19 protein-coding genes are annotated in these 22,373 nt (G+C 55.8%); 10 read left to right on the forward strand and 9 right to left on the reverse strand.

Annotated features, from left to right (window positions below):
- The first annotated feature begins 74 nt into the window (after positions 1-74).
- The 6 genes from aspS (at position 75) to ruvB (ending at position 5,476) form a co-directional block, all read left to right on the forward strand.
- Entirely contained in the window at positions 75-1,853 is a 1,779-nt protein-coding gene (gene aspS / locus COO59_RS17990) for an aspartate--tRNA ligase (RefSeq protein WP_103061102.1), read from the forward strand.
- A 1-nt stretch (position 1,854) separates the two neighbouring features.
- Positions 1,855-2,289 (forward strand): dihydroneopterin triphosphate diphosphatase, encoded by a 435-nt coding sequence (gene nudB / locus COO59_RS17995; protein WP_103061103.1) that lies wholly within the window; start codon positions 1,855-1,857, stop codon positions 2,287-2,289.
- Positions 2,290-2,457: 168 nt separating this feature from the next.
- Positions 2,458-3,201 carry a YebC/PmpR family DNA-binding transcriptional regulator gene (locus tag COO59_RS18000; RefSeq protein WP_103061104.1) on the forward strand — a complete coding sequence of 248 codons (744 nt, stop codon included), beginning with the start codon at positions 2,458-2,460 and terminating at the stop codon, positions 3,199-3,201.
- A 37-nt stretch (positions 3,202-3,238) separates the two neighbouring features.
- Positions 3,239-3,763, forward strand: coding sequence for a crossover junction endodeoxyribonuclease RuvC (ruvC, locus tag COO59_RS18005; protein WP_103061105.1), 525 nt, complete (start codon positions 3,239-3,241; stop codon positions 3,761-3,763).
- An 85-nt stretch (positions 3,764-3,848) separates the two neighbouring features.
- On the forward strand, positions 3,849-4,463 hold the full coding sequence (gene ruvA, locus COO59_RS18010) for a Holliday junction branch migration protein RuvA (protein WP_103061106.1): 615 nt from the start codon (positions 3,849-3,851) through the stop codon (positions 4,461-4,463).
- Between the two features lie 8 nt (positions 4,464-4,471).
- Entirely contained in the window at positions 4,472-5,476 is a 1,005-nt protein-coding gene (gene ruvB, locus COO59_RS18015) for a Holliday junction branch migration DNA helicase RuvB (RefSeq protein ID WP_103061107.1), read from the forward strand.
- A 45-nt stretch (positions 5,477-5,521) separates the two neighbouring features.
- On the opposite strand, the gene znuB is transcribed toward ruvB, so the two are convergent.
- Together znuB and znuC are read right to left on the reverse strand one after the other, a co-directional pair.
- Complete coding sequence (gene znuB, locus COO59_RS18020; protein WP_103061108.1) at positions 5,522-6,307, reverse strand: zinc ABC transporter permease subunit ZnuB; 786 nt, start codon at positions 6,305-6,307, stop codon at positions 5,522-5,524.
- Positions 6,307-7,059 (reverse strand): zinc ABC transporter ATP-binding protein ZnuC, encoded by a 753-nt coding sequence (gene znuC / locus COO59_RS18025; protein WP_103061109.1) that lies wholly within the window; start codon positions 7,057-7,059, stop codon positions 6,307-6,309. Before znuC ends, znuB begins: the two co-directional genes overlap by 1 nt.
- Before the next feature lie 77 nt (positions 7,060-7,136).
- Between znuC and znuA the strand changes: the two genes are divergently transcribed.
- The 3 genes from znuA (at position 7,137) to lpxM (ending at position 10,575) form a co-directional block, all read left to right on the forward strand.
- Entirely contained in the window at positions 7,137-8,084 is a 948-nt protein-coding gene (gene znuA / locus COO59_RS18030; RefSeq protein WP_103061110.1) for a zinc ABC transporter substrate-binding protein ZnuA, read from the forward strand.
- Positions 8,085-8,097: 13 nt separating this feature from the next.
- The gene (mepM, locus tag COO59_RS18035) at positions 8,098-9,417 is read left to right on the forward strand and encodes a murein DD-endopeptidase MepM (RefSeq protein ID WP_103061111.1); all 1,320 of its coding nucleotides are present in this window, start codon (positions 8,098-8,100) and stop codon (positions 9,415-9,417) included.
- A gap of 183 nt (positions 9,418-9,600) precedes the next feature.
- Entirely contained in the window at positions 9,601-10,575 is a 975-nt protein-coding gene (lpxM, locus tag COO59_RS18040; RefSeq protein ID WP_103061112.1) for a lauroyl-Kdo(2)-lipid IV(A) myristoyltransferase, read from the forward strand.
- A gap of 130 nt (positions 10,576-10,705) precedes the next feature.
- Here the strand turns inward: lpxM and COO59_RS18045 are convergent, their stop codons facing one another.
- The 7 genes from COO59_RS18045 to COO59_RS18075 form a co-directional block, all read right to left on the reverse strand.
- Positions 10,706-11,938 carry an MFS transporter gene (locus COO59_RS18045; protein ID WP_103061113.1) on the reverse strand — a complete coding sequence of 411 codons (1,233 nt, stop codon included), beginning with the start codon at positions 11,936-11,938 and terminating at the stop codon, positions 10,706-10,708.
- 82 nt (positions 11,939-12,020) lie between these two features.
- Positions 12,021-14,378: a GNAT family N-acetyltransferase gene (locus tag COO59_RS18050; protein ID WP_103061114.1), complete on the reverse strand. Its 2,358-nt coding sequence runs from the start codon at positions 14,376-14,378 to the stop codon at positions 12,021-12,023.
- Complete coding sequence (locus COO59_RS18055; RefSeq protein ID WP_103061115.1) at positions 14,375-15,670, reverse strand: lysine N(6)-hydroxylase/L-ornithine N(5)-oxygenase family protein; 1,296 nt, start codon at positions 15,668-15,670, stop codon at positions 14,375-14,377. The genes COO59_RS18050 and COO59_RS18055 overlap by 4 nt, the downstream gene beginning before the upstream one ends.
- Positions 15,671-15,680: 10 nt before the next feature.
- Positions 15,681-17,234, reverse strand: a complete 1,554-nt coding sequence (locus tag COO59_RS18060; protein WP_103061134.1) for a pyridoxal phosphate-dependent decarboxylase family protein — start codon at positions 17,232-17,234, stop codon at positions 15,681-15,683.
- A gap of 557 nt (positions 17,235-17,791) precedes the next feature.
- Positions 17,792-19,234, reverse strand: a complete 1,443-nt coding sequence (gene pyk / locus COO59_RS18065; protein ID WP_103061116.1) for a pyruvate kinase — start codon at positions 19,232-19,234, stop codon at positions 17,792-17,794.
- A gap of 325 nt (positions 19,235-19,559) precedes the next feature.
- Positions 19,560-20,432, reverse strand: coding sequence for a MurR/RpiR family transcriptional regulator (locus COO59_RS18070; protein WP_103061117.1), 873 nt, complete (start codon positions 20,430-20,432; stop codon positions 19,560-19,562).
- Positions 20,433-20,506: 74 nt separating this feature from the next.
- The gene (locus COO59_RS18075; RefSeq protein ID WP_103061118.1) at positions 20,507-20,758 is read right to left on the reverse strand and encodes a hypothetical protein; all 252 of its coding nucleotides are present in this window, start codon (positions 20,756-20,758) and stop codon (positions 20,507-20,509) included.
- Positions 20,759-20,793: 35 nt separating this feature from the next.
- Here COO59_RS18075 and zwf point away from each other — a divergent pair, with 35 nt between their 5' ends.
- Positions 20,794-22,269, forward strand: coding sequence for a glucose-6-phosphate dehydrogenase (gene zwf / locus COO59_RS18080; protein WP_103061119.1), 1,476 nt, complete (start codon positions 20,794-20,796; stop codon positions 22,267-22,269).
- The last annotated feature ends 104 nt before the right edge of the window (positions 22,270-22,373 follow it).

A 22,373-nucleotide genomic window follows, 5' to 3' on the forward strand; every position in this document is an offset into this window, starting at 1 on the left:
GCCGGATGACCTGACTCCAAGACGACACAACAGCGCTGCCCATGCTGCAGCGGCGAAGTTAAAAGGATAGCGTTATGCGTACAGAATATTGCGGACAGATCAATCTGTCTCATGTTGGTCAGCAAGTGACTCTCTGCGGTTGGGTTAACCGTCGCCGCGATCTCGGGAGCCTGATCTTTATTGATATGCGCGACCGTGAAGGCATCGTCCAGGTCTTTTTCGATCCGGATCGTCAGGAGGCGTTCAATCTGGCGTCTGAGCTGCGTAACGAGTTCTGCATTCAGGTTACCGGCATGGTACGCGCCCGTGACGAACGCAATAAAAACCCCGATATGGCTACCGGCGAAGTGGAAGTTTTCGCGACCGAACTGACCATTATCAACCGCGCCGAACCGCTGCCGCTGGATTTTAACCAGGTCAATACGGAAGAAGCGCGCCTGAAATATCGCTATCTTGACCTGCGTCGCCCGGAAATGGCGCAGCGGCTGAAGGCGCGAGCTAAAATCACCAGCCTGGTGCGTCGCTTTATGGACGATAACGGCTTCCTCGATATTGAAACGCCGATGCTGACCAAAGCCACGCCGGAAGGCGCGCGCGATTACCTGGTGCCGAGCCGGGTACATAAAGGCAAATTCTACGCGCTGCCGCAGTCTCCGCAGCTGTTTAAGCAGCTGCTGATGATGTCCGGGTTCGATCGCTACTATCAGATCGTTAAATGCTTCCGTGATGAAGACTTGCGTGCCGACCGTCAGCCTGAATTTACCCAAATTGATGTGGAAACCTCCTTTATGACCGCACCTGAGGTGCGTGAAGTGATGGAGCGTCTGGCGCGCCAGATGTGGCTGGAAGTGAAGGGCATCGATCTGGGCGAGTTCCCGCAGATGACCTTTGCTGAAGCGATGCGTCGTTACGGTTCCGACAAGCCGGATCTGCGTAACCCGATGGAGCTGGTGGACGTCGCCGATCTGGTTAAAGAGGTGGAGTTCAAGGTCTTTTCCGGCCCGGCGAACGACGCTAAAGGCCGCGTAGCGGCGCTGCGCGTACCGGGCGGGGCGGGGCTGAGCCGTAAACAGATTGATGAGTACGGCAAGTTTATTGAAATCTACGGCGCGAAAGGGCTGGCCTGGATCAAAGTTAATCAGCGCGCCCAGGGCCTGGAAGGCATTCAAAGTCCGGTGGCGAAGTTCCTTAACGCTGAAATCGTTGAGGCGATCCTGGCGCGCACCGGCGCGGAAGATGGCGATATGGTGTTCTTCGGCGCGGATAAGGCTGGCGTGGTCTCCGATGCGCTGGGCGCGCTGCGCCTGAAGCTGGGCCGCGATCTGAACATCACCGACGTTAGCGCCTGGAAGCCGCTGTGGGTTATCGACTTCCCGATGTTTGAAGATAACGGCGAAGGCGGCCTGACGGCCATGCATCACCCGTTCACCGCGCCGCGCGATATGACGCCGGAACAGCTGAAAGCCGCGCCGGAAACCGCGATCGCCAACGCTTACGATATGGTGATTAACGGCTACGAAGTCGGCGGCGGCTCGGTGCGTATTCATAACGGTCAGATGCAGCAAACCGTATTTGGCATTCTGGGCATTACCGAAGCCGAGCAGCGCGAGAAGTTTGGCTTCCTGCTGGATGCGTTGAAGTTCGGTACGCCGCCGCACGCGGGCCTGGCATTCGGCCTTGACCGTCTGGTCATGCTGCTAACCGGCACCGATAACATCCGTGACGTTATCGCCTTCCCGAAAACCACCGCTGCAGCCTGTCTGATGACCGAAGCGCCAAGCTTCGCAAATCCGGCCGCGCTGGATGAATTAAGCATTCAGGTGGTGAAAAAGGACAAGCCAGAGAGCCTGTAAGATGAGCTTTAAGCAGCCCGTTTCGGTACTGGTAGTCATTTTCGCGCAGGATACCGGGCGGGTGCTGATGCTACAGCGGCGCGACGATCCGGACTTCTGGCAGTCGGTGACCGGCAGCCTGGAGAGGGGGGAAGCGCCCGCCGAGGCGGCGCGGCGCGAAGTGTGGGAAGAGCTGTGCATTGACGTGGCGGCCGAAGGGCTAACGCTTGAAGATTGCCAGCGGCAAATTGAATTTGAAATCTTCCCGCACTTTCGTCATCGCTACGCGCCGCACGTTACGCATAATATCGAGCACTGGTTCCGGCTGGCGCTGCCCGGCGAACGCAGCATTATTTTAAGCGAGCATCTGGCCTGGCGATGGCTGGATGCAGCCATCGCCGCCCGTCTTACCAAGTCCTGGAGTAATCGCCAGGCGATAGAAGAATTCGTCGGCTAACCGCTGCCGACAGCAGCGCATTGCTGTTTATCAGCAATAGCGCGCTGAAGCCGTCAGTCAGTCTGGACTGATACAAAATCAACAGCGTCAGGCAGAGGGTGCGTTGTTTTCCTGAAGGGAAACCGGCCTGAGGAGTCTGACCGGTGTCAACCTGGAGAGAGCAGAGTTATGGCAGGTCATAGTAAATGGGCCAACACCAAACACCGCAAAGCGGCACAGGATGCCAAGCGCGGTAAGATTTTTACCAAAATCATTCGCGAGCTGGTTACGGCGGCGAAGCTGGGCGGCGGCGATCCCGCCTCTAACCCGCGTCTGCGTGCGGCAATGGATAAAGCGCTGTCCAACAACATGACGCGTGACACCATGGATCGCGCTATCGCTCGCGGCGTAGGCGGCGACGATAACAACAATATGGAAACCATTATTTATGAAGGCTATGGCCCCGGCGGCACGGCGGTAATGGTGGAATGCCTGAGCGATAACCGTAACCGTACCGTGTCTGAAGTGCGTCACGCCTTTACCAAATGCGGCGGCAACCTCGGGACCGATGGCTCCGTTGCCTATCTGTTTACCAAAAAAGGGGTGATTTCCTATGCGCCGGGCCTGGATGAAGATGCGGTGATGGATGCGGCGCTGGAAGCCGGTGCGGACGACGTAGTGACGTATGACGATGGCGCGATTGATGTCTTCACGCCGTGGGAAACCTTCGGAGAAGTGAAGGATGCGCTGGATGCGGCGGGTCTGGAAGCCGAAAACGCGGAAGTGACGATGATCCCTGCCACCAAAGCGGATATGGATATTGAAACGGCACCGAAACTGATGCGTCTGATCGATATGCTGGAAGACTGTGACGACGTGCAGGAAGTTTATCACAACGGTGAAATGTCCGATGAGGTGGCGGCGACCCTGTAATGGTGGCTGTCATTAACCAACCTGACGGAGCAGCCTGATGGCGATCATTTTGGGAATTGACCCAGGATCACGTATTACCGGCTACGGCGTGATCCGGCAGGTTGGCCGACAACTGACCTATCTTGGCAGCGGCTGTATCCGTACCGGCGTTGACGATTTGCCGTCCCGTTTGAAGCTGATTTACGCGGGCGTCACGGAAATCATTACCCAGTTTCAACCTGACTTTTTCGCCATTGAACAGGTATTTATGGCGAAAAATGCCGATTCGGCGCTCAAGCTGGGCCAGGCGCGCGGCGCGGCTATCGTGGCGGCGGTCAATCAGGATCTGCCGGTATTTGAATATGCGGCGCGGCAGGTGAAACAAACGGTCGTCGGCATCGGCAGCGCAGAAAAAAGCCAGGTGCAGCATATGGTGCGAACCTTGCTGAAGCTGGCGGCTAATCCGCAGGCCGACGCCGCCGATGCGCTGGCGATTGCGATTACCCACTGCCACGTCAGTCAGAATGCCAGCAGGCTAAGCGATACGCGACTGACCCTGACGCGCGGCAGATTGCGTTCGTAACCCATTATCAGGCTGGATATTCATCCAGCCTTTTTTATGTTATAACTCTGGCACTTTCTCTCTCCCTGAATCAAAGGAAGCTACTGTGATAGGTCGTCTGCGAGGCATCATTCTGGAAAAACAACCGCCGCTGGTATTAATTGAAGCGAACGGAGTGGGATATGACGTCCACATGCCAATGACCTGCTTCTATGAGCTGCCCGAGCTGAATCAGGAAGCCATCATTTTTACCCAGTTTATCGTGCGTGAAGATGCTCAGCTGCTGTATGGCTTTACCAGCAAGCAGGAGCGCGCGCTGTTTCGTGAGCTGATTAAAGTCAATGGCGTAGGGCCGAAGCTGGCGCTGGCGATCCTTTCCGGCATGTCGGCACAGCAGTTTGTTACCGCCGTAGAGCGTGAAGAAGTCGCAACGCTGGTTAAACTGCCCGGCGTCGGTAAGAAAACCGCCGAGCGGCTGGTGGTGGAAATGAAAGATCGCTTTAAAGGCATGCACGGCGATCTGTTTGGCGGCGACGCAACCTTTACGCTTACCAGCGAGAATGCGGTCGCCGACAGTAACGATGCCGAGGCCGAAGCGGTTGCCGCACTGGTGGCGTTGGGGTATAAACCGCAGGAAGCCAGCCGGATGGTCAGCAAAGTGGGCCGCCCGGATGCTGATTGTGAAACCCTGATCCGTGAAGCGCTGCGTGCTGCGCTCTGAGGTAAACCATGATTGAAGCCGATCGCCTGGTCTCACCCGGCAATATCATCGAAGAAGAAATTATCGATCGCGCGATCCGTCCGCGCCTGCTGGATGAATATGTCGGTCAGCCGCAGGTGCGCGAACAGATGGAAATTTTTATCAAGGCGGCCAAAATGCGCGGCGACGCGCTGGATCATTTGCTGATTTTTGGCCCGCCGGGGTTGGGAAAAACCACGCTGGCTAACATTGTCGCCAATGAAATGGGCGTAAACCTGCGTACCACTTCCGGCCCGGTGCTGGAAAAAGCGGGCGACCTGGCGGCGATGCTGACCAATCTTGAACCGCACGACGTGCTGTTTATTGATGAAATCCATCGCCTGTCGCCAGTAGTGGAAGAGGTACTTTATCCGGCAATGGAAGATTATCAGCTGGATATTATGATCGGTGAGGGCCCGGCCGCGCGTTCCATCAAGCTTGACCTGCCGCCGTTCACCCTGATTGGCGCCACGACCCGCGCAGGCTCGTTAACTTCGCCGCTGCGCGATCGTTTCGGCATTGTGCAGCGCCTGGAGTTTTATCAGGTAAAAGATTTGCAGCATATTGTTGGGCGCAGCGCCGCCTGTCTGGGACTGGACCTTAGCCCGGAAGGCGCGCTGGAAGTGGCTCGTCGCGCGCGTGGCACGCCGCGTATCGCTAACCGTCTGCTGCGCCGCGTCCGCGACTTTGCTGAAGTGCGCGCCGCAGGCGTAATGGACGGCGAAGTGGCGGCGAAGGCGCTCGATATGTTGAATGTCGATCATGAAGGCTTCGATTATATGGACCGCAAGCTGCTATTAGCCATTATCGATAAGTTCACCGGCGGGCCGGTTGGGCTGGATAACCTGGCGGCGGCCATTGGCGAAGAGCGTGAAACCATTGAGGATGTGCTGGAGCCTTATCTGATTCAGCAAGGCTTTATTCAGCGCACGCCGCGTGGACGTATTGCCACGCAGCATGCCTTCAAACATTTCGGCATTACCCGCGAAGTATAAAAAAACGCCGGCTCATCGCTGGCGTTTTCGTCTCGTTGAAGCGTATCAGGCCGGTGCTTTTTTCATCTGGCTGAGAATAAACAGCAGCGCGGCGCACAGCACCACCGAAGGCCCGGCTGGCGTATCGTAAAAGGCCGAGAAGCTGAGGCCGCCGGTCACGGCAATAATGCCCGTGCCGACGGCCGTGAATGCCATCTGCTCCGGCGAGCGGGCAAAGCGGCGCGCGGTGGCGGCAGGGATCACCAGCAGCGAGGTGATAATCAGCGCGCCGACAAACTTCATCGCCACGCCAATTGTTAATGCGGTAACCAGCATCAGCAGCATACGGGTACGGGCGATATTCACGCCGTCCACCTGTGCCAGCTCCGGGCTAATGGTCACAGACAACAGCGGTCGCCATTGCCAGGCCAGCGTTGCCAGCACCAGCGCCACGCCGCCGCCAATTATCCATAAATCTTCCGGCGTCACCGCCAGCAGATCGCCAAACAGGTAGGCCATCAGGTCAACGCGGACATTTGACATCAGGCTCACCACCACCAGCCCCAGCGACAGCGCGCTGTGCGCCATAATGCCCAGCAGCGTATCAATGGCAAGATGGGGACGACGCTCCAGCCAGACCAGACCCAGCGCCAGCAACAGCGTAACCGCAATCACCGCGTAGAAGGGATTAACGTTCAGCAGCAGGCCAAAAGCGACGCCCAGTAACGACGCGTGCGCCAGCGTATCGCCAAAATAGGACATCCGACGCCAGACCACAAATGAACCCAGCGGACCGGCCGCCAGCGCCAGCATCACGCCGCCCAGCCAGCCGGGAAGTAATAATTCAAGCATTATTTCTCCAGTCCTTTACGCAAAACTATCCGTCCCTGTAAATCGTGACGATGATTATGATGATGCCGGTAAATAGCCAGCTGCTCTGCGCCGCGTGGGCCAAACATGGCGATAAATTCCGGATGGCGCGATACCGCTTCCGGCGTGCCGGAACAGCAAATATGGTGATTCAGGCAGAGCACCTCATCGGTTTTTGCCATCACCAGATGCAAATCGTGCGAGACCATCAGCACGGCGCAGTTCAGCTCAAGGCGCAGCTGGTTGATAAGATCGTACAGCGCAACCTGACCGTTAACGTCAACGCCCTGCGTCGGCTCATCCAGCACCAGCAGATGCGGCTGGTTAAGCAGGGCGCGCGCCAGCAATACACGCTGGGTTTCGCCGCCTGACAGTTTTTGCAGCGCTGCATACTGCAGGTGCCCGGCCTGCACGCGCTTGAGCGCGGGGAGAATGTCCGCTTTGCGCGTGCCCGGACGCAGCCGCAGAAAACGTTCTACGGTAAGCGGCAGGGTAGGGTCGAGATGAAGCTTTTGCGGAACGTAGCCGATGCGCAGCGGATTGTCACGCTTCAGCGTGCCGCTGTCGGGTTCAATCAATCCGAGCACGACGCGAACTAATGTCGATTTACCGGCGCCGTTGGGGCCGAGGAGCGTCAGGATCCGTCCTGGCTCCAGCGATAATGAGATATTTGACAATACCTGACGCTGGCCAAAACTGACTGAAATATTTTCCAGAGTAATCAGTGAGGTCATAGTTATTAATGCTTGCAGAAGTTATCGAATGTTATAATATCACAATCCATCACCCAGTCACGATGGATTGAAGCATTATGTTACAGAATAAAAAAGCCCTGTTTCCCCTGTTATTTTCCCTTGGTTTTGCCGCTGCGTTTAGCGCACCTGCCAGCGCAGCGGTAGTCGCTTCCATTAAGCCGCTGGGCTTTATCGCCTCCGCCATCGCCGACGGCGTAACGCCGGTAGAAATTTTACTGCCCGATGGCGCTTCCGAACACGATTACGCTTTGCGTCCTTCCGACGTTAAACGCTTGCAGGACGCGGATCTGGTGGTATGGGTTGGCCCTGAAATGGAAGCCTTTATCAGTAAAACCGCCAGCGCATTTCCTGCCGAAAAGAACCTGGAAATTGCCCGTTTGCCCACGGTGAAACCGCTGCTGATAACCGGCGCGGAAGACGATGACGAGCATCACGACGAAGACGATGCACAACATGACGCAGCGCATGAACATCATCATCATGGTCAATATAATATGCACCTGTGGATGTCGCCGGAAATAGCGCGCCAATCTGCGGTTGCAATCCATGAAAAATTATTGGAACTTATGCCGCAGCGCAGAGACAAACTTGACGCTAACCTGCAGCAATTTGAGGCAGAATTAGCGAAAAGCGATACGCAAATAGCGCATCAGCTGGCACCGCTTAAAGGAAAAGGATATTTCGTTTTTCATGATGCTTACAGCTATTTTGAAAAGCATTACGGTCTCACGCCGCTTGGCCATTTTACCGTTAATCCTGAAATCCAACCGGGCGCGCAGCGTTTACATCAAATTCGAACACAGTTGGTTGAGCAAAAAGCGACCTGCGTTTTTGCTGAGCCGCAATTCAGGCCGGCCGTAATCGATGCCGTTGCCAGAGGAACTCAGGTGCGTAAAGGTACGCTCGATCCGCTGGGAATGGGTATCAGCTTAGCAAAAGACAGTTATGTGAAATTCCTCTCACGGCTGTCAAGCCAGTATGAAAGCTGCCTGAAAGGAGCATGAGGAATCCCAAAAAGTGCAACAGATAGCCCGCTCTGTCGCCCTGGCGTTTAATAATCTGCCGCGTCCCCACCGCGTTATGCTTGGGTCGCTGACCGTTGTGACTCTGGCCGTCGCTGTCTGGCGGCCTTTTGTTTACCATCCGGGTGAAACGTCGCCCATCGTAAAAACCATTGAAATTGATAAAAATCAGCTGCGTACGCTGCTGCCAGAAGCCAGCGAACCGCTCGATCAGACTGCGTCGGACGACGAATTGCCGCAGGATGAAATCGATCAGGACGTAACGGCGGAAACCGGCACGCATGATTATGTGGTTTCCAGCGGCGATACCCTGAGCAACGTACTGAATCAGTACGGCATCGATATGGGCGAAATTAGTCAGCTGGTTAAGATTGATAACGATCTGCGTAATCTCCAGCTGGGGCAGCAGCTCTCCTGGACGCTGACCGATGAAGGCCAGCTGCAGCGCCTGACCTGGGAAATGTCGCGGCGCGAAACCCGCACTTACGATCGCATCGATAACGGCTTTAAAATGTCCAGCGAGCTGCAGAAAGGCGAATGGAAAAACAGCGTGTTGACCGGTGAGGTTAACGACAGTTTTGTCAGCAGCGCCCAGCGCGCCGGCCTGACCAGCGCGGAGATCAGCAACGTGATCAAAGCGCTGCAGTGGCAGATGGATTTTCGTAAGCTGCGCGCGGGCGACAAATTCAGCGTGCTGATGTCGCGTGAAGAGCTGGACGGTAAAAATGAGCAGAGCCAGCTATTGGGCGTACGCCTGCGCAGCGGCGGCAAAGATTATTACGCTATCCGCGCCGAAGACGGCAAGTTCTACGATCGTACCGGCTCCGGCCTGGCGCGCGGCTTTATGCGTTTCCCTACGGTGAAGCAGTACCGCGTTTCCTCCAACTTTAATCCGCGCCGTCTGAATCCGGTGACCGGGCGCATCGCGCCGCATAAAGGCGTGGATTTTGCCGTACCGATTGGCACGCCGGTGCTGGCGGTGGGCGATGGCGAAGTGGTGCAGGCGAAGCGTAGCGCCGGCGCCGGTAACTATGTCGCTATTCGTCACGGTCGTCAGTATATGACGCGCTATATGCATATGGAAAAGCTGCTGGTTAAACCGGGTGATAAGGTGAAACGTGGCGATCGTATTGGCCTTTCCGGCAGTACCGGACGTTCAACCGGCCCGCACCTGCATTATGAAATCTGGATTAATAACCAGGCAGTTAACCCGCTAACGGCGAAACTGCCGCGTACGGAAGGGCTGACCGGTAAAGATCGTGCAGAATTCCTTGCGCAGGTGAGAGAAGTGCTGCCGCAGCTGAAGCTAAATTAAGCGCCGCTATTTTCTCCAGAGCGGAGCGCACTGAACCGTGCGTCTCCGCTTGTTTTCATTTTTTCTTCCCGCTGGCGAGCCTGTTTCGCGTTATTTAGGGTTGGTTTAGCGATAACCTGCGGTAAGCATTGCAAATTTACCTGCCGACACTATCATTAGCCGGTTATTGATAGAGGCGAGTGCATGGAAACCAGCAAGAAAAAACATACAGAATTTATTCCCGTCTTTCAGAAATCCTTCCTGTTGCCTGAATACTGGGGTGCCTGGCTGGGAATCGGCGCGTTTGCCGTGATGGCAATGCTGCCTGCGGCGCTACGCGATCCTGTTCTTGGCGCAGCGGGCCGCCTTGCTGGACGTTTTGCAAAAAGCGCGCGCCGTCGTGCGCAAATTAACCTGCTTTATTGTATGCCCGAACTGCCAGAAACCGAGCGTGAAGCGATTATTGATGAAATGTTCGCCACCGCTCCGCAGTCGATGGCGATGATGGCTGAACTGGCGCTACGTAAGCCGGAGCGCGTTCGCCAGCACGTTCGCTGGCACGGCCGGGAAATTATCGATGCGATTCAGGAGGAGAAGCAAAACGTTATTTTTCTGGTGCCGCACGGCTGGGCAGTCGATATTCCCGCCATGCTGCTGGCTTCAGAAGGCCAGAGGATGGCGGCGATGTTTCACAATCAAAGCAATCAGCTGATCGACTATATCTGGAACCGGGTGCGCCGCCGTTTTGGTGGACGTATGCACGCCAGAAACGATGGGATCAAACCTTTTATCAGTTCGGTGCGTCAGGGCTATTGGGGCTACTATCTACCCGATCAGGATCACGGCGCAGAGCACAGTGAATTCGTTGATTTCTTTGCCACCTATAAAGCCACGCTGCCTGCGGTTGGGCGGCTGATGAAGGTTTGTCGCGCGCGCGTGGTGCCGCTGTTCCCGGTGTATAACGCAAAGACGCACCAGCTTGATATTTATATCCGTCCGCCGATGGACGATCTGCTGGATGCGGACGACCACACGCTGGCGCGCCGCATGAATGAAGAGGTGGAAATTTTTGTGCGCCCGCATCCGGAACAGTACACCTGGATCCTGAAACTGCTGAAAACGCGGCGCGAAGGAGAGATCGAACCCTACAAGCGCAAAGAGTTATTTCCGCGGAAATAATTCCAGGCGGAAAAATAACCGCGGTGACCGCCGCCCGCGCCAGCTCGCGGTTATCCGGGACGCCGTAAATCCCCGTTCTTCAGAGCGGGGATAGAAGGCGCGGTTTCCCAACTGACCCGATTTTATTGCTTTAAAGCGGATTTACCGTACTGCGCCGCTTGCGCTCGCGCAGGAATGCGGTCACCAGCACCAGCCACAGCAGGCCGCTCGCCAGGTTGATCAGGCTAAACCAGGCGCTGCCGCCGTGAAAATAGCCATACTTCGTTAATTCGATTCCCAACGCAAAAGCAATAATGCTGACCATACCTAACATGGCGGCCACGCTGCCTTTTCCCGCGCTGCTGGCAAACAGCGTCAGTCGATAAAGCCCGGCGTTTACCATGCCCGCGCCGTAGGCATACAGGCTCAGCCCGGCGGTCAGCCACAGATAGCTGTGGTTATCGATCAGGCTGGTTAACGCGGCGAGGGCCAGACCGGCCAGAATCGGCCATGCGCCAAAGCGCAGCGGGCCTTCAATCGGCAAGCGGCTGGACAGGCGGCTCAGCGTCAGATTACCGGCGATCATCGCCAGGAAAACCGGCAGCTGCAGCAGGGCGTAATCCATACGCGACAGTCCCTCATCCTGCATCAGGATCACCGGCGCCAGCGCCACCCAGGCGAGGATTGGAATAAAAACCAGCCCGATCGCCAGCGAGCCGCTCATAATTTGACGATCGTGCGCCAGCGCCAGATAGCTACGGGCCAGATTCTTCAGGCTAAGCGAAATAGTGCGATCGCCTGCGGTTTCCGGCATGGCGCGCCAAAGCCCGACCAGCGCCAGCGTCGCGATAAAAGCAAACAGCCAGAACATGGTGCGCCACTCGCCCACGGTTAAAAAGGCCGCGCCCGCCAGCGGACCGACCAGCGGCGCCAGCAGGGCCACGTTCGCCATCAGCGCCATAATCCGCACGCTGCGCGCCTCGTCAAACGCTTCCTGAATAGCAGCATAGCCAACCGCGCCGATAAAGCAGAGGCTGAGGCCCTGCAAGAAGCGTAGCGCGACAAACTGCTCAATTGATGAAATCCAGTGCATCAGCGCACAGCAGATAATAAAAAGCAGCACGCCAGCCAGCATGACCGGACGTCGGCCATATTTATCAGATAACGGGCCGGTCAGCCATTGCAGGACAATGCCGCCAATCAGGTAAGCGGAGAGGGAAGTCGAAACCCATTCGGCGCCGACGTGAAATTCACGGGTTACCAGCAGCATGCCGGGCTGGATCATATCGTGCGCAATATAGGTAGCGAACTCAAACAGCACCAGCGACAGCGGGAACAGTAAATGCCTGAAGGTCAGGCTGGAAGCCGGGATATATGCGGCCATGCAGGTATGCTCCAGAAAGTTAAAAACGCGACCCTAAATGCGGCCGCGTCACTATAGCAATCAAAATTATATTACTTATGAATTATTCCTGATGCGCGAAAGCGGCAATCGGGTTGGTCAGCTCACCGGCAAACTTCAGGTTTTCCGCCGGGTCGGCCAGGTTAATCATCTGCTGATTATTCGCCAGCTGCAGGCGGTTCAGGCAGGAAAGCGCGAAAACAGGCGTAAACAGATTATAACGGGCAAACTTATGCGCCAGCTGCGGATGCGCCTGCTGATAATCATGAACGCATTGCGCCACGCGCTGCCAGAAACGCGCTTCCGGCAGCGTTCCGCTATCATCCAGAATGGCCGAGACAAAGCGGAAAATGCAGTCAAACACATCGGTAAAGATAGAGAGCACCTTCAGGTTTTCCGGCACGTCCACCGCCAGCCGCTGCGCCTTCTCCGGCAGCACCGCATCCGGGTTCAGTACCGCGATCTCTTCGCCAATATCTTTCATATACGCGCTGACCGGCACGTTATTTTCCAGCAGCAGGATCAGGTTTTCGCCGTGCGGCATAAAAACGATGTCATGCTGATAGAAACAGTGCAGCAGCGGGCTAAGATAGCAGGTCAGATAGCGATCGATCCACGTTTGTGCATCCAGCCCGGAATCCGCGATCAGCGCGGGCAGCAGCGCCTGCTGATGCTGGTCGATATGCAGTAACGAAGCCATAGTCATCAGACGCTGGCCGGGCCGTAGCTTCGCGACCGGATTATCGCGCCACAGCGCGGCAAACATCTTTTTCCAGGCGGAATCGCCCTGAATGGCGCGCTCATAGTAACGGTTATGATAGCCAATCGCCGCCACCTCGCGCAGCAGGCGGAAATCGCACTGCCGTAGCCAGCGATCCTGACTGACCACGCCTTCCAGCCACTGATTTACCGCCGGCGTGGTGGCCATGTAATAGGGCGACAGGCCGCGCATAAAGCCCATATTCAATACCGAGAGCGCGGTTTTGACATAACGTTTGGCTGGCTGGCTGCGGTTAAAGAAGGTGCGGATCGACTGCTGCGCCTGGTAGTTATCTTCGCCTTCTCCCAGCCAGATAATATCGCGGGCGGCAATATCGGGCGCAAAGACCGTCAGCAGCTTATTTTGCCATTGCCAGGGGTGAACCGGCATAAACAGATAATCCTGCGGATTAACCGCCAGCGCCTGTAGCCGCGCGTTAAAGGCGGCGACAGTGTTTTCCCCCAGTTCTTCCTGCATTAACTGTTGATAGCTCAGCGTATCAAGGCTGGAAAAATGCGCGTTGCGGGTATGCACCGCAACCCACACCAGGCGGACTGGCGTGGCCGCTTCCGGCGCGTAGGCCAGATAGTCACGCGCATCAAAACCGATGCGGCCATTATTGGCGACAAAGCAGGGGTGACCTTCGGTCATTGCGGCTTCTACCGTCTGGAAATCTGCCTTTACCAGCGCCGCGCTGTCCGGGTTGCCTTTTTGCAGTTTGTAGACGCTGCTGCACAGCGTACTGGTGATTTCTTCCATATAGGTCGCCAGCATGGCGGCAGGAATACCAATCTGCTGATTAAATTCAATAATAAACTGCAGCGCATCCAGCGGACGCGGCTCGCCGTTTTCATGCTTTTCCAGCGAGTCCACATCGATCTGCCAGTGATCGAGCGCCAGACGGCGGGCGCGGAAAGCGTAAACCGCCTCGCCGCCCGGCACCGCCAGCTGATAGCTGTCATCAGCGCCAGGCGTTGGCGAAATCAGTTTTTCATGGGCGAACTCGGCAATCGCTTTGCGCACCAGCAGGCGGTTAGCCAGCGTCCAGTTAGCGTCGCTCAGGTGTTGTCCGTTGAGTAATGGCTGGGTTGTCGTCATCTGTAATTGTTCCTGCAATTGCGCTTGCTGATAATCTTCGCGCTGGCAAAAGGCGAGCCAGGCGGTTTTATGACCCATATCAATGGTGTGCTGATAGCGGAAGCCGGCCCGTTTGTTCAGGCGATGGATCTTCTCGTTACGCACGTCCGGCTCGACCACCACCCGCCGCACCTGCGGCAGGCTGAACAGGTAGTCCATCACCGTACTGAATACCTGCCAGCTAAACTGCGGCAGCGGCTTTTCCACGGGCGCAATAAGAATATGCATCCCGTAATCGTCAGGACGGGCCGGATAGTGTTTGCCTACCTCATCCTGTCCGGCGCGGTAAAATTCCATCAGGAAAACCGGCTCGTCATTGCAAAGGCCGATAATTGCCGCCTGCGGATCGTTGGCGGTCAGCCGCTGGTAAAAGCTGGCGACCTGCTCCAGCGTGTCGTTTTGCATGCCCCAGAAGCGCGCATACTCTTGCGTCACCCAACGATGGATAAGCGGCGCATCGTCCGCGTTCAGCGAACGCAGGGTAAAGTCGCCGGCCGGTCGTTTGCAGCGATATAAAAAGCTCATCTTAGCTCCGTTTCTGCCGGGAAAGTCTGGAAGGCGATGCGTTGTTCGACCGGATAGATTTCCCGTCCGGCGATTTCACGGATCAGCACCGAGTTGCGATAGCAGGCCATGCCGAGATCGGGCGTGACGAAGCCATGCGTATGCAGTTCGGCATTTTGCACAAACACCGCATTATGACGATCGATGCTGTAGTTGCGCTGCACATCGTAGCGCCCCTGTTGATCCCAGCGCAGCCGGTGGGAGATGCCTTCGATAAACTGCGGCGGCTGATAGTGATAGCCGGTCGCCATGACCAGTCCTTCGGTGCGGCGCGTATAGTGCTGATCCTGTTCACGCTGATGCAGCGACAGTTCCAGCTCGTTATCGGGCAGGCGGCGCAGCCCGGTCAGCGCCGAATTGGTAAACAGCCGCACCTTCAGGTCGCCATCCAGCTGCTTGATATACATCAGATCGTAAATGTCATTAATCAGGCTGCTGTTGATGCCCTTAAACAGATTTTTATGTCCGGCATTCAGCTGGTCGCGTTTGGCAGGGGGCAGGGCGTGGAAATAATCGATCCATTCGGGCGATGTCATTTCCAGCGTCAGCCTGGTGTATTCCAGCGGATAGAAGCGCGGCGCGCGCGTTATCCAGTTGAGCTGATAGCCGTGGCTGTCAATGTCGCTCAGCAGATCGTAGAAAATCTCCGCTGCGCTCTGGCCGCTGCCCAACACGGTAATTGAGCGCTGCGTCTGCAGCTGCTCTTTATTCACCAGGTAATCGCTGGAGTGAACCACCCGATCGCGCAGCGGACGGCTGCATTCCGGCAGCCAGGCAACCGGCCCGGTGCCCAGCACCAGCTTGCGCGTCAGCCACGTATGGCGTTCGCCGCTGCGGGTATCCACGGTCTGAAGCTGATAGCATTCACGGCCTTCATCGTAGCTGACATAGTCAACGCGCGTATTCCAGCGCAGGTTATTCAGCTGCGAGCAGGCCCACTGGCAGTACTGGTTGTACTCCTTGCGCATTAAAAAGAAGCTTTCCCGAATATAGAAGCTGTAAAGCTTTCCCTTTTGCTTCATATAGTTCAGCAGGCTGAACGGGCTGGTGGGATCGGCCAGCGTCACCAGATCGGCCATAAACGGGGTTTGCAGATGGGCGCTTTCCAGCATCATGCCGGTATGCCAGTCAAAACCGGGATTCTGATCGAGGAACAGGCCGTTAACCTCTTCCAGCGGCGAGGTCAGACAGGCAAGGCTCAAATTAAACGGCCCGATGCCAATGCCGATAAAGTCATAAATGGTGTTGTTCATCATTATGTCCTTACTGATTCGCCGCGTTTAACGGCGTGCTGCATGACAGATCGCGCCCGTAATGGGTAATCAACGCAATAATGTCTTCCATATCAGCGACGCGGGTGGTGGGATTAAGCAGGGTAAATTTCAGATACTGGCGTCCGTTGACTTTTGTGCCTGCCACCACCGCGTTGCCCGAACGGAACAACGCTTTACGGATCTGCGCGTTGATTTCATCCACCGTTTCATCGCTAAGGCCGGGGCGCGGAATATAGCGGAATACCTGAGTGGTTAGCTCCGGCGTATGCAGCACTTCGATGGCCGGATGCGCCCGCAGCAGATGATGCGTTTGCTGTGCCAGGGCCAGCACGCTATCAAAGGCGGCGCCCAGCTGTTGCGCGCCCATAATACGCAGCGTCATCCACATCTTCAGCGCATCGAAGCGGCGCGTGGTCTGGATACTTTTATTTACCAGGTTAGGCGTGCCTTCCTGCTGCGCGCTTAGCGGATTAAGGTAATCGGCGTGTACCGTAACGTGGCTAAGATGCTGGCTTTCACGCACAAAGAAAGCGCCGCAGCTAACGGTCTGGAAGAACGATTTGTGGTAATCCACGGTAACGGAGTCGGCGCGCTCAATCCCTTGCAGGCGCGAGCGGTGCTGTGGCGAAACCAGCAGGCCGCAGCCGTAGGCGGCATCCACATGCATCCAGAGCCGGTAGTGACGGCAAATATCGCCTATCGCCTGAAGCGGATCGATGCTGCCGAAATCGGTGGTGCCCGCCGTGGCAACCACGGCAATCGGGATCAGCCCATCCTGATGACATTGCTGAATAGCCTGCTCAAGCCTGGCGGCATCCATACGGTAATGCTCATCGTGGTCGATGGCGATCACCGCATCATAGCCAAGGCCTAAAATCGCGGTTGATTTCTGGATACTGAAGTGGCTCATTTTCGAGGTGAAAATACGCCATTTCCCCGCCTCAGGCGGCAGGCCGCGCTGCTTAATCAGATGTTCCGGATGTTGACGCACGCACCAGCTGTCACGCGCCAGCAACATCGCCATCAGGTTAGACTGCGTGCCGCCGCTGGTAAAAATGCCGTCCGAGCTGGCCGGCAGGCCGATGCGCTGTAGCGTCCAGTCGATCACTTTCTGCTCGATCAGCGTGCCGCCGGCGCTTTGATCCCAGGTATCCACCGAGCTGTTAACCGCGCTCATCACCTGTTCTGCCAGCAGCGAGGGCAGAACAATCGGACAGTTCAGATGGGCCACATATTTAGGATGATGGAACCAGACCGCATCGCGCAAATAGACTTCGGCCAGTTCGGTAAGCGCCGCCTGCGAGTCGCCTAACGGCTGCTCCAGGTCGATATTACGTAAGGCCGGCGCCAGTTCGTGCGGCAAAATGCCGCTGAACGGCTTTTCAGTCTGCTGCAGCTGGTGTCGAATTAAAGCCAGCGCACTCAGGGTTTGTTGCGCATATTGCTCCAGCTGAGCTTCGTTAAAGAAAAATTCGCGGCCGCTGGCGGATGAATAATCACGATCGTCTGCGGTATTTTGCGTTGTTGCGGAAACCAAAGCCATTTCCTGACCCTTTTTCTGGACGTAAGAAACCCGTACCGACATTAAAAAATGACGGCCCTGTACGCCTGATGCTTTACGGCATCAGTTAAAATTATCTAATGTTTTGCGGAGGAGAAGAATTTACCCGCAATAAAGTGAAACCAGAGGAATAGCCGTCTGAAGCAGATAAACCTCCTTTTGCTGCGATTATTGCGCTATTTTGTTAACTGAATGCTGCACATGAGAATGAAAATGTGATTATAAATAGCAATCATTATCATTCAATAGGATTCTGGCGGCAATCGAGCTATAAGTGGCATTAATATTTGAAATGTGATCTTGATCACGTTTTGTCGGGCGTTTAGCGGCTGGAAAGGCTGAAAAACGATCTGTATATCCGCTATATAAAGCAGGCAGGCTTACTACACGACGCGCGTCGGCAAACGGGAGGAAAGTTTCGGTGTGGCTACGGGCGGGCTATCGGCGCAGCCATTTCCTGTTAGCCGGTTGTCAGGGAGCAGCAGAGGAAAAACAGGGCGGGAAGCGAAGCTGCCGCAGCGGGGCGGCAGCCTGCATGGTTACTCGACGAGCAGTACGCGGCTGGTATTGGTGGTGCCGGTGGTGCCCATAACGTCGCCCTGGGTCACGATAACCAGGTCGCCGGAGACCAGGAAGCCCTTGTCGCGCAGCAGATTAATCGCGTCATGGGCTGCCGCCACGCCGTCATTCTCACTGTCAAAGTAGACGGGGGTTACGCCGCGATAGAGCGCCGTCAGGTTGAGCGTACGCTCATGACGCGACATAGCGAAAATCGGCAGCCCGGAGGTGATCCGCGAGGTCATTAGCGCGGTGCGGCCCGATTCCGTCATGGTAATGATCGCCGTTACGCCCTGCAGATGGTTGGCGGCGTACATTGCCGACATGGCGATCGCTTCCTCGACGTTATCGAACTGCACTTCCAGGCGATGTTTCGACACGTTAATGCTGGGAACTTTCTCCGCGCCAAGGCAGACTTTCGCCATCGCGCTAACGGTTTCAGCCGGATACTGACCGGCCGCGGTTTCAGCCGAGAGCATCACCGCATCCGTGCCGTCCAGTACCGCATTGGCTACGTCCATCACTTCCGCGCGCGTCGGCATCGGATTGGTAATCATCGATTCCATCATCTGCGTGGCGGTAATCACCGCCCGGTTCAGCTGACGGGCGCGGCGGATAAGCGCTTTCTGAATGCCCACCAGCTCCGGATCGCCAATTTCAACGCCCAGGTCGCCACGGGCAACCATCACCACGTCGGAAGCAAAAATAATATCGTCCATCGCTTCCTGGCTGGAAACGGCTTCGGCGCGCTCAACTTTGGCGACGATTTTCGCGTCGCTGCCCGCTTCCTGAGCCAGACGGCGAGCGGTGTTAAGGTCTTCGCCGCAGCGCGGGAAAGAGACCGCCAGATAATCGACGCCGATTTTAGCGGCGGTAATAATGTCCGCTTTATCTTTCTCGGTTAGCGCTTCGGCAGAGAGGCCGCCGCCCAGTTTGTTAATCCCTTTATTATTGGAAAGCGGGCCGCCTACGGTGACTTCGGTAAAGACTTTGCTCGTGCGCACTTCCAGCACTTTTAGCTGTACGCGGCCATCATCCAGCAGCAGCACATCACCCGGAACCACATCTTCCGGCAGGCCTTTATAATCAATGCCGACTTTTTCCTTATCGCCTTCACCTTTCCCCAGATCTGCGTCAAGCAGAAAGCGATCGCCAACGCTGAGGAAAATCTTCCCTTCTTTAAAAGTCGAAACGCGAATTTTCGGCCCCTGAAGATCGCCAAGAATAGCGACGTGGCGTCCCAGTTTGGCGGCGATTTCACGTACTTTATCCGCGCGCAGCTGGTGATCTTCTGGTGTGCCGTGGGAGAAGTTCAGTCGTACTACGTTAGCGCCGGCGGCAATGATTTTCTCCAGATTATTATCGCGGTCGGTGGCGGGGCCTAGAGTAGTAACGATCTTGGTTCTGCGAAGACGTCGGGTCATGGGTTTTCCTTAAGGTGTAGAGATCTAATGATGCGTAGAGTCAGTATTCGTGTTCTGTTTATGATTATTGATATAACTGCGGATTTATTTCCCTTCCTGTTAATCCTGGGCGATGCCAGGCTCAGTGCTAAACGCGTTTTTCTTTCCCGTTAATTACAATACTGACACCGGCTGCTAAAGTCACTCTTCACGCGCGGTGAAGGAAAACTTCGTTGATAAGAGACAAAATTTATCGCGCCGGGGCGGCAGGCAAGGAAGCGAAAAGCAGGCGCTATCGGCGCCAGATAAACGCCTAAATGTCGGTGACGAGGTTACAGCAGCCTGCTTAACGCTGAACGGGGAACGCGTCGATTTTTTTATCCAGCCGCGAGGTTTTTAACGCCTCTTTGACCCGTTTGAGATTATCGCGAAAGCTGGCGCCGTGATGCAGCGTAAAGCCGGTGGCCAACACGTCAATCAGCATTAGCTGCGCCATGCGCGACACCATCGGCATATAAATATCGGTATCTTCCGCCACGTCCAGCGCCAGCAGCAGCGAGGCCTCCTGCGCCAGCGGTGAACCGGAAGCGGTGATGGCCAGCACCACGGCCCCGTTTTCGCGTGCCAGCTGGGCCAGCTCCGGCAGCAATTTTGTGCGCCCGGTGTGGGAAATCAGCACCACCACATCGCCCGCGCCGCTGTTAATGCAGCTCATGCGCTGCATAACCACATCGTCTGAATAAAATACCGGCACGTTAAAGCGGAAAAATTTATTCATGGCATCGTGCGCGACTACCGCTGAAGCGCCCAGCCCGAAAAAACCGATTTTTTTCGCCGTCGCCAGCACCTCGACGGCGCGCTGGATGGCTCTCATATCCAGGCGCTGACGCACCTGCTCCAGGCCGGCCAGCGCTGACTGAAAAATCTTATCGCTATAGACTTCCACCGCGTCATGCTCATTGATATTACGGCTGACCCAGGGCGTGCCGGTCGCCAGGCTTTGCGCCAGCTGCAGCTTAAAATCGGGAAAGCCTTTGGTTTGCAGGCGATGGCAAAAGCGGTTTACCGTAGGATCGCTGACTTCGGCGGCGGCGGCCAGCAGAGCAATGCTGGAGTGAATAGCCATTTCAGGCGCGGCAAGCACCACTGCCGCGACTTTGCGCTCGGATTTACTGAGGAAGGGAAGCTGCGACTCAATTCTGTCCAACATATTGTTCATTTGGTAACGCTCATCACTTTTGTCAATTTCATACACAGGTGCATCCAATGGACATTTATTGCGAATATACCGCGCTATAGGCGCAGCATGGCAGCGCAGGTAAAACCAGGCCCGGCATTTTTTGCCAGAATATGAGCTGTGTCTGATTTCGTTGTGCAAAAGCCATAGGCGCTACCGGGAAAAACATGCGGCGCAAACAGGCGCTGAGCGTTGTTAAAATAACCGTTTATGGCAAAAGAAGCGGGTGCCGGTTTACCCGCGTCGATCAAACACAGTACATTGTGCTGAAATAAAATTACAATAAGAGCTGGGTCAGTGAGGATCATCAGGGCCCGACTCATCCTGCAACGAGGAGATAAGAATGGCGGTAACACAAACAGCCCAGGCATGCGATCTGGTTATTTTCGGTGCTAAGGGCGATCTGGCGCGCCGTAAATTGCTGCCTTCCCTGTACCAGCTGGAGAAGGCGGGGCAGATTCATGAACAGAGCCGCATTATCGGCGTTGGACGCGCGGAATGGGACAAGGCGGCGTACACCAAAGTAGTACGCGAAGCGCTGGAAACGTTCATGAAAGAAAAAATCGACGAAGCGCTGTGGGATCGCCTCAGCAGTCGCCTCGATTTTTGTAACCTGGACGTTAACGACACCTCGCATTTTCCGCGTCTGGGTAAAATGCTGGATCAAAAGAATCGCGTAACCATTAACTATTTTGCGATGCCGCCCAGCACTTTCGGCGCTATCTGCAAAGGTTTGGGCCAGGCGAAGCTGAATGCCAGACCGGCGCGCGTCGTGATGGAAAAACCGCTCGGCACCTCGCTGGAAACCTCGCAGGAAATCAACGATCAGGTTGGTGAATATTTTGAAGAGAGCCAGGTGTTCCGCATCGACCACTATCTGGGTAAAGAAACGGTTCTTAACCTGCTGGCGCTGCGCTTCGCTAACTCCCTGTTTGCCAATAACTGGGATAACCGCACTATCGATCATGTCCAAATCACCGTAGCGGAAGAGGTCGGGATTGAAGGCCGCTGGGGCTATTTTGATAAAGCCGGCCAGATGCGCGATATGATCCAGAACCATCTGCTGCAGATTCTGACCATGATTGCTATGTCGCCGCCGTCCGACCTGAGCGCTGACAGCATTCGTGATGAAAAAGTAAAAGTGCTGCGCTCGTTGCGTCGCATCGATCACACCAACGTGCGTGACAAAACGGTGCGCGGCCAGTATACCGCCGGGTTTGTGCAGGGCAAAAAAGTGCCTGGCTATCTGGAAGAAGAGGGCGCCAACAAAACCAGCAATACGGAAACCTTCGTTTCTGTTCGCGTTGATATTGATAACTGGCGCTGGGCTGGGGTGCCGTTCTATCTGCGCACCGGTAAGCGCCTGCCGACCAAATGCTCGGAAGTGGTGGTTTATTTCAAAAATCCGGAAATGAATCTGTTTAAGGATTCCTGGCAGGAGCTGCCGCAGAACAAGCTGACGATCCGCCTGCAGCCGGATGAAGGGGTGGATATTGAGATCCTGAACAAAGTTCCCGGTCTCGATCATAAACACAATCTGCAGACCACCAAGCTGGATCTGAGCTACTCAGAAACCTTCAACCAGTCCCATCTGGCCGATGCCTATGAGCGTTTGCTGCTGGAAACCATGCGCGGTATTCAGGCGCTGTTTGTACGTCGTGATGAGGTGGAAGCCGCGTGGAAATGGGTCGATTCCATTGTTGATGCCTGGGCGGCAGATAACGATGCGCCTAAGCCTTATCAGGCCGGAACCTGGGGCCCGGTCGCGTCGGTGGCGATGATCACCCGCGATGGCCGTTCCTGGAACGAGTTTGAATAAACAGAACAGTGCTAAGCCCGCGTAATGCGGGCTTTTTTTTGCTCTGGGAAATTGCCTGAAAAAATGAACCACAGTTTCAAAAAATGTTTAAGCGCGTGGACGCC

It is taken from the genome of Mixta theicola, assembly GCF_002895925.1.
Lineage (GTDB): Bacteria > Pseudomonadota > Gammaproteobacteria > Enterobacterales > Enterobacteriaceae > Mixta > Mixta theicola.

Bases quoted from the DNA above. Each gene is read 5' to 3' on its own strand.
- COO59_RS18000 (WP_103061104.1), top strand. From the start codon at position 2,458: ATGGCAGGTCATAGTAAATGGGCCAACACCAAACACCGCAAAGCGGCA.
- nudB (WP_103061103.1), top strand. From the start codon at position 1,855: ATGAGCTTTAAGCAGCCCGTTTCGGTACTGGTAGTCATTTTCGCGCAG.
- znuA (WP_103061110.1), top strand. From the start codon at position 7,137: ATGTTACAGAATAAAAAAGCCCTGTTTCCCCTGTTATTTTCCCTTGGT.
- zwf (WP_103061119.1), top strand. From the start codon at position 20,794: ATGGCGGTAACACAAACAGCCCAGGCATGCGATCTGGTTATTTTCGGT.
- COO59_RS18075 (WP_103061118.1), bottom strand. From the start codon at position 20,758: ATGATCCTCACTGACCCAGCTCTTATTGTAATTTTATTTCAGCACAAT.
- pyk (WP_103061116.1), bottom strand. From the start codon at position 19,234: ATGACCCGACGTCTTCGCAGAACCAAGATCGTTACTACTCTAGGCCCC.
- COO59_RS18050 (WP_103061114.1), bottom strand. From the start codon at position 14,378: ATGAGCTTTTTATATCGCTGCAAACGACCGGCCGGCGACTTTACCCTG.
- znuB (WP_103061108.1), bottom strand. From the start codon at position 6,307: ATGCTTGAATTATTACTTCCCGGCTGGCTGGGCGGCGTGATGCTGGCG.
- COO59_RS18060 (WP_103061134.1), bottom strand. From the start codon at position 17,234: ATGGCTTTGGTTTCCGCAACAACGCAAAATACCGCAGACGATCGTGAT.
- COO59_RS18045 (WP_103061113.1), bottom strand. From the start codon at position 11,938: ATGGCCGCATATATCCCGGCTTCCAGCCTGACCTTCAGGCATTTACTG.
- znuC (WP_103061109.1), bottom strand. From the start codon at position 7,059: ATGACCTCACTGATTACTCTGGAAAATATTTCAGTCAGTTTTGGCCAG.
- COO59_RS18055 (WP_103061115.1), bottom strand. From the start codon at position 15,670: ATGAACAACACCATTTATGACTTTATCGGCATTGGCATCGGGCCGTTT.
- aspS (WP_103061102.1), top strand. From the start codon at position 75: ATGCGTACAGAATATTGCGGACAGATCAATCTGTCTCATGTTGGTCAG.
- COO59_RS18070 (WP_103061117.1), bottom strand. From the start codon at position 20,432: ATGAACAATATGTTGGACAGAATTGAGTCGCAGCTTCCCTTCCTCAGT.
- ruvB (WP_103061107.1), top strand. From the start codon at position 4,472: ATGATTGAAGCCGATCGCCTGGTCTCACCCGGCAATATCATCGAAGAA.
- ruvC (WP_103061105.1), top strand. From the start codon at position 3,239: ATGGCGATCATTTTGGGAATTGACCCAGGATCACGTATTACCGGCTAC.
- lpxM (WP_103061112.1), top strand. From the start codon at position 9,601: ATGGAAACCAGCAAGAAAAAACATACAGAATTTATTCCCGTCTTTCAG.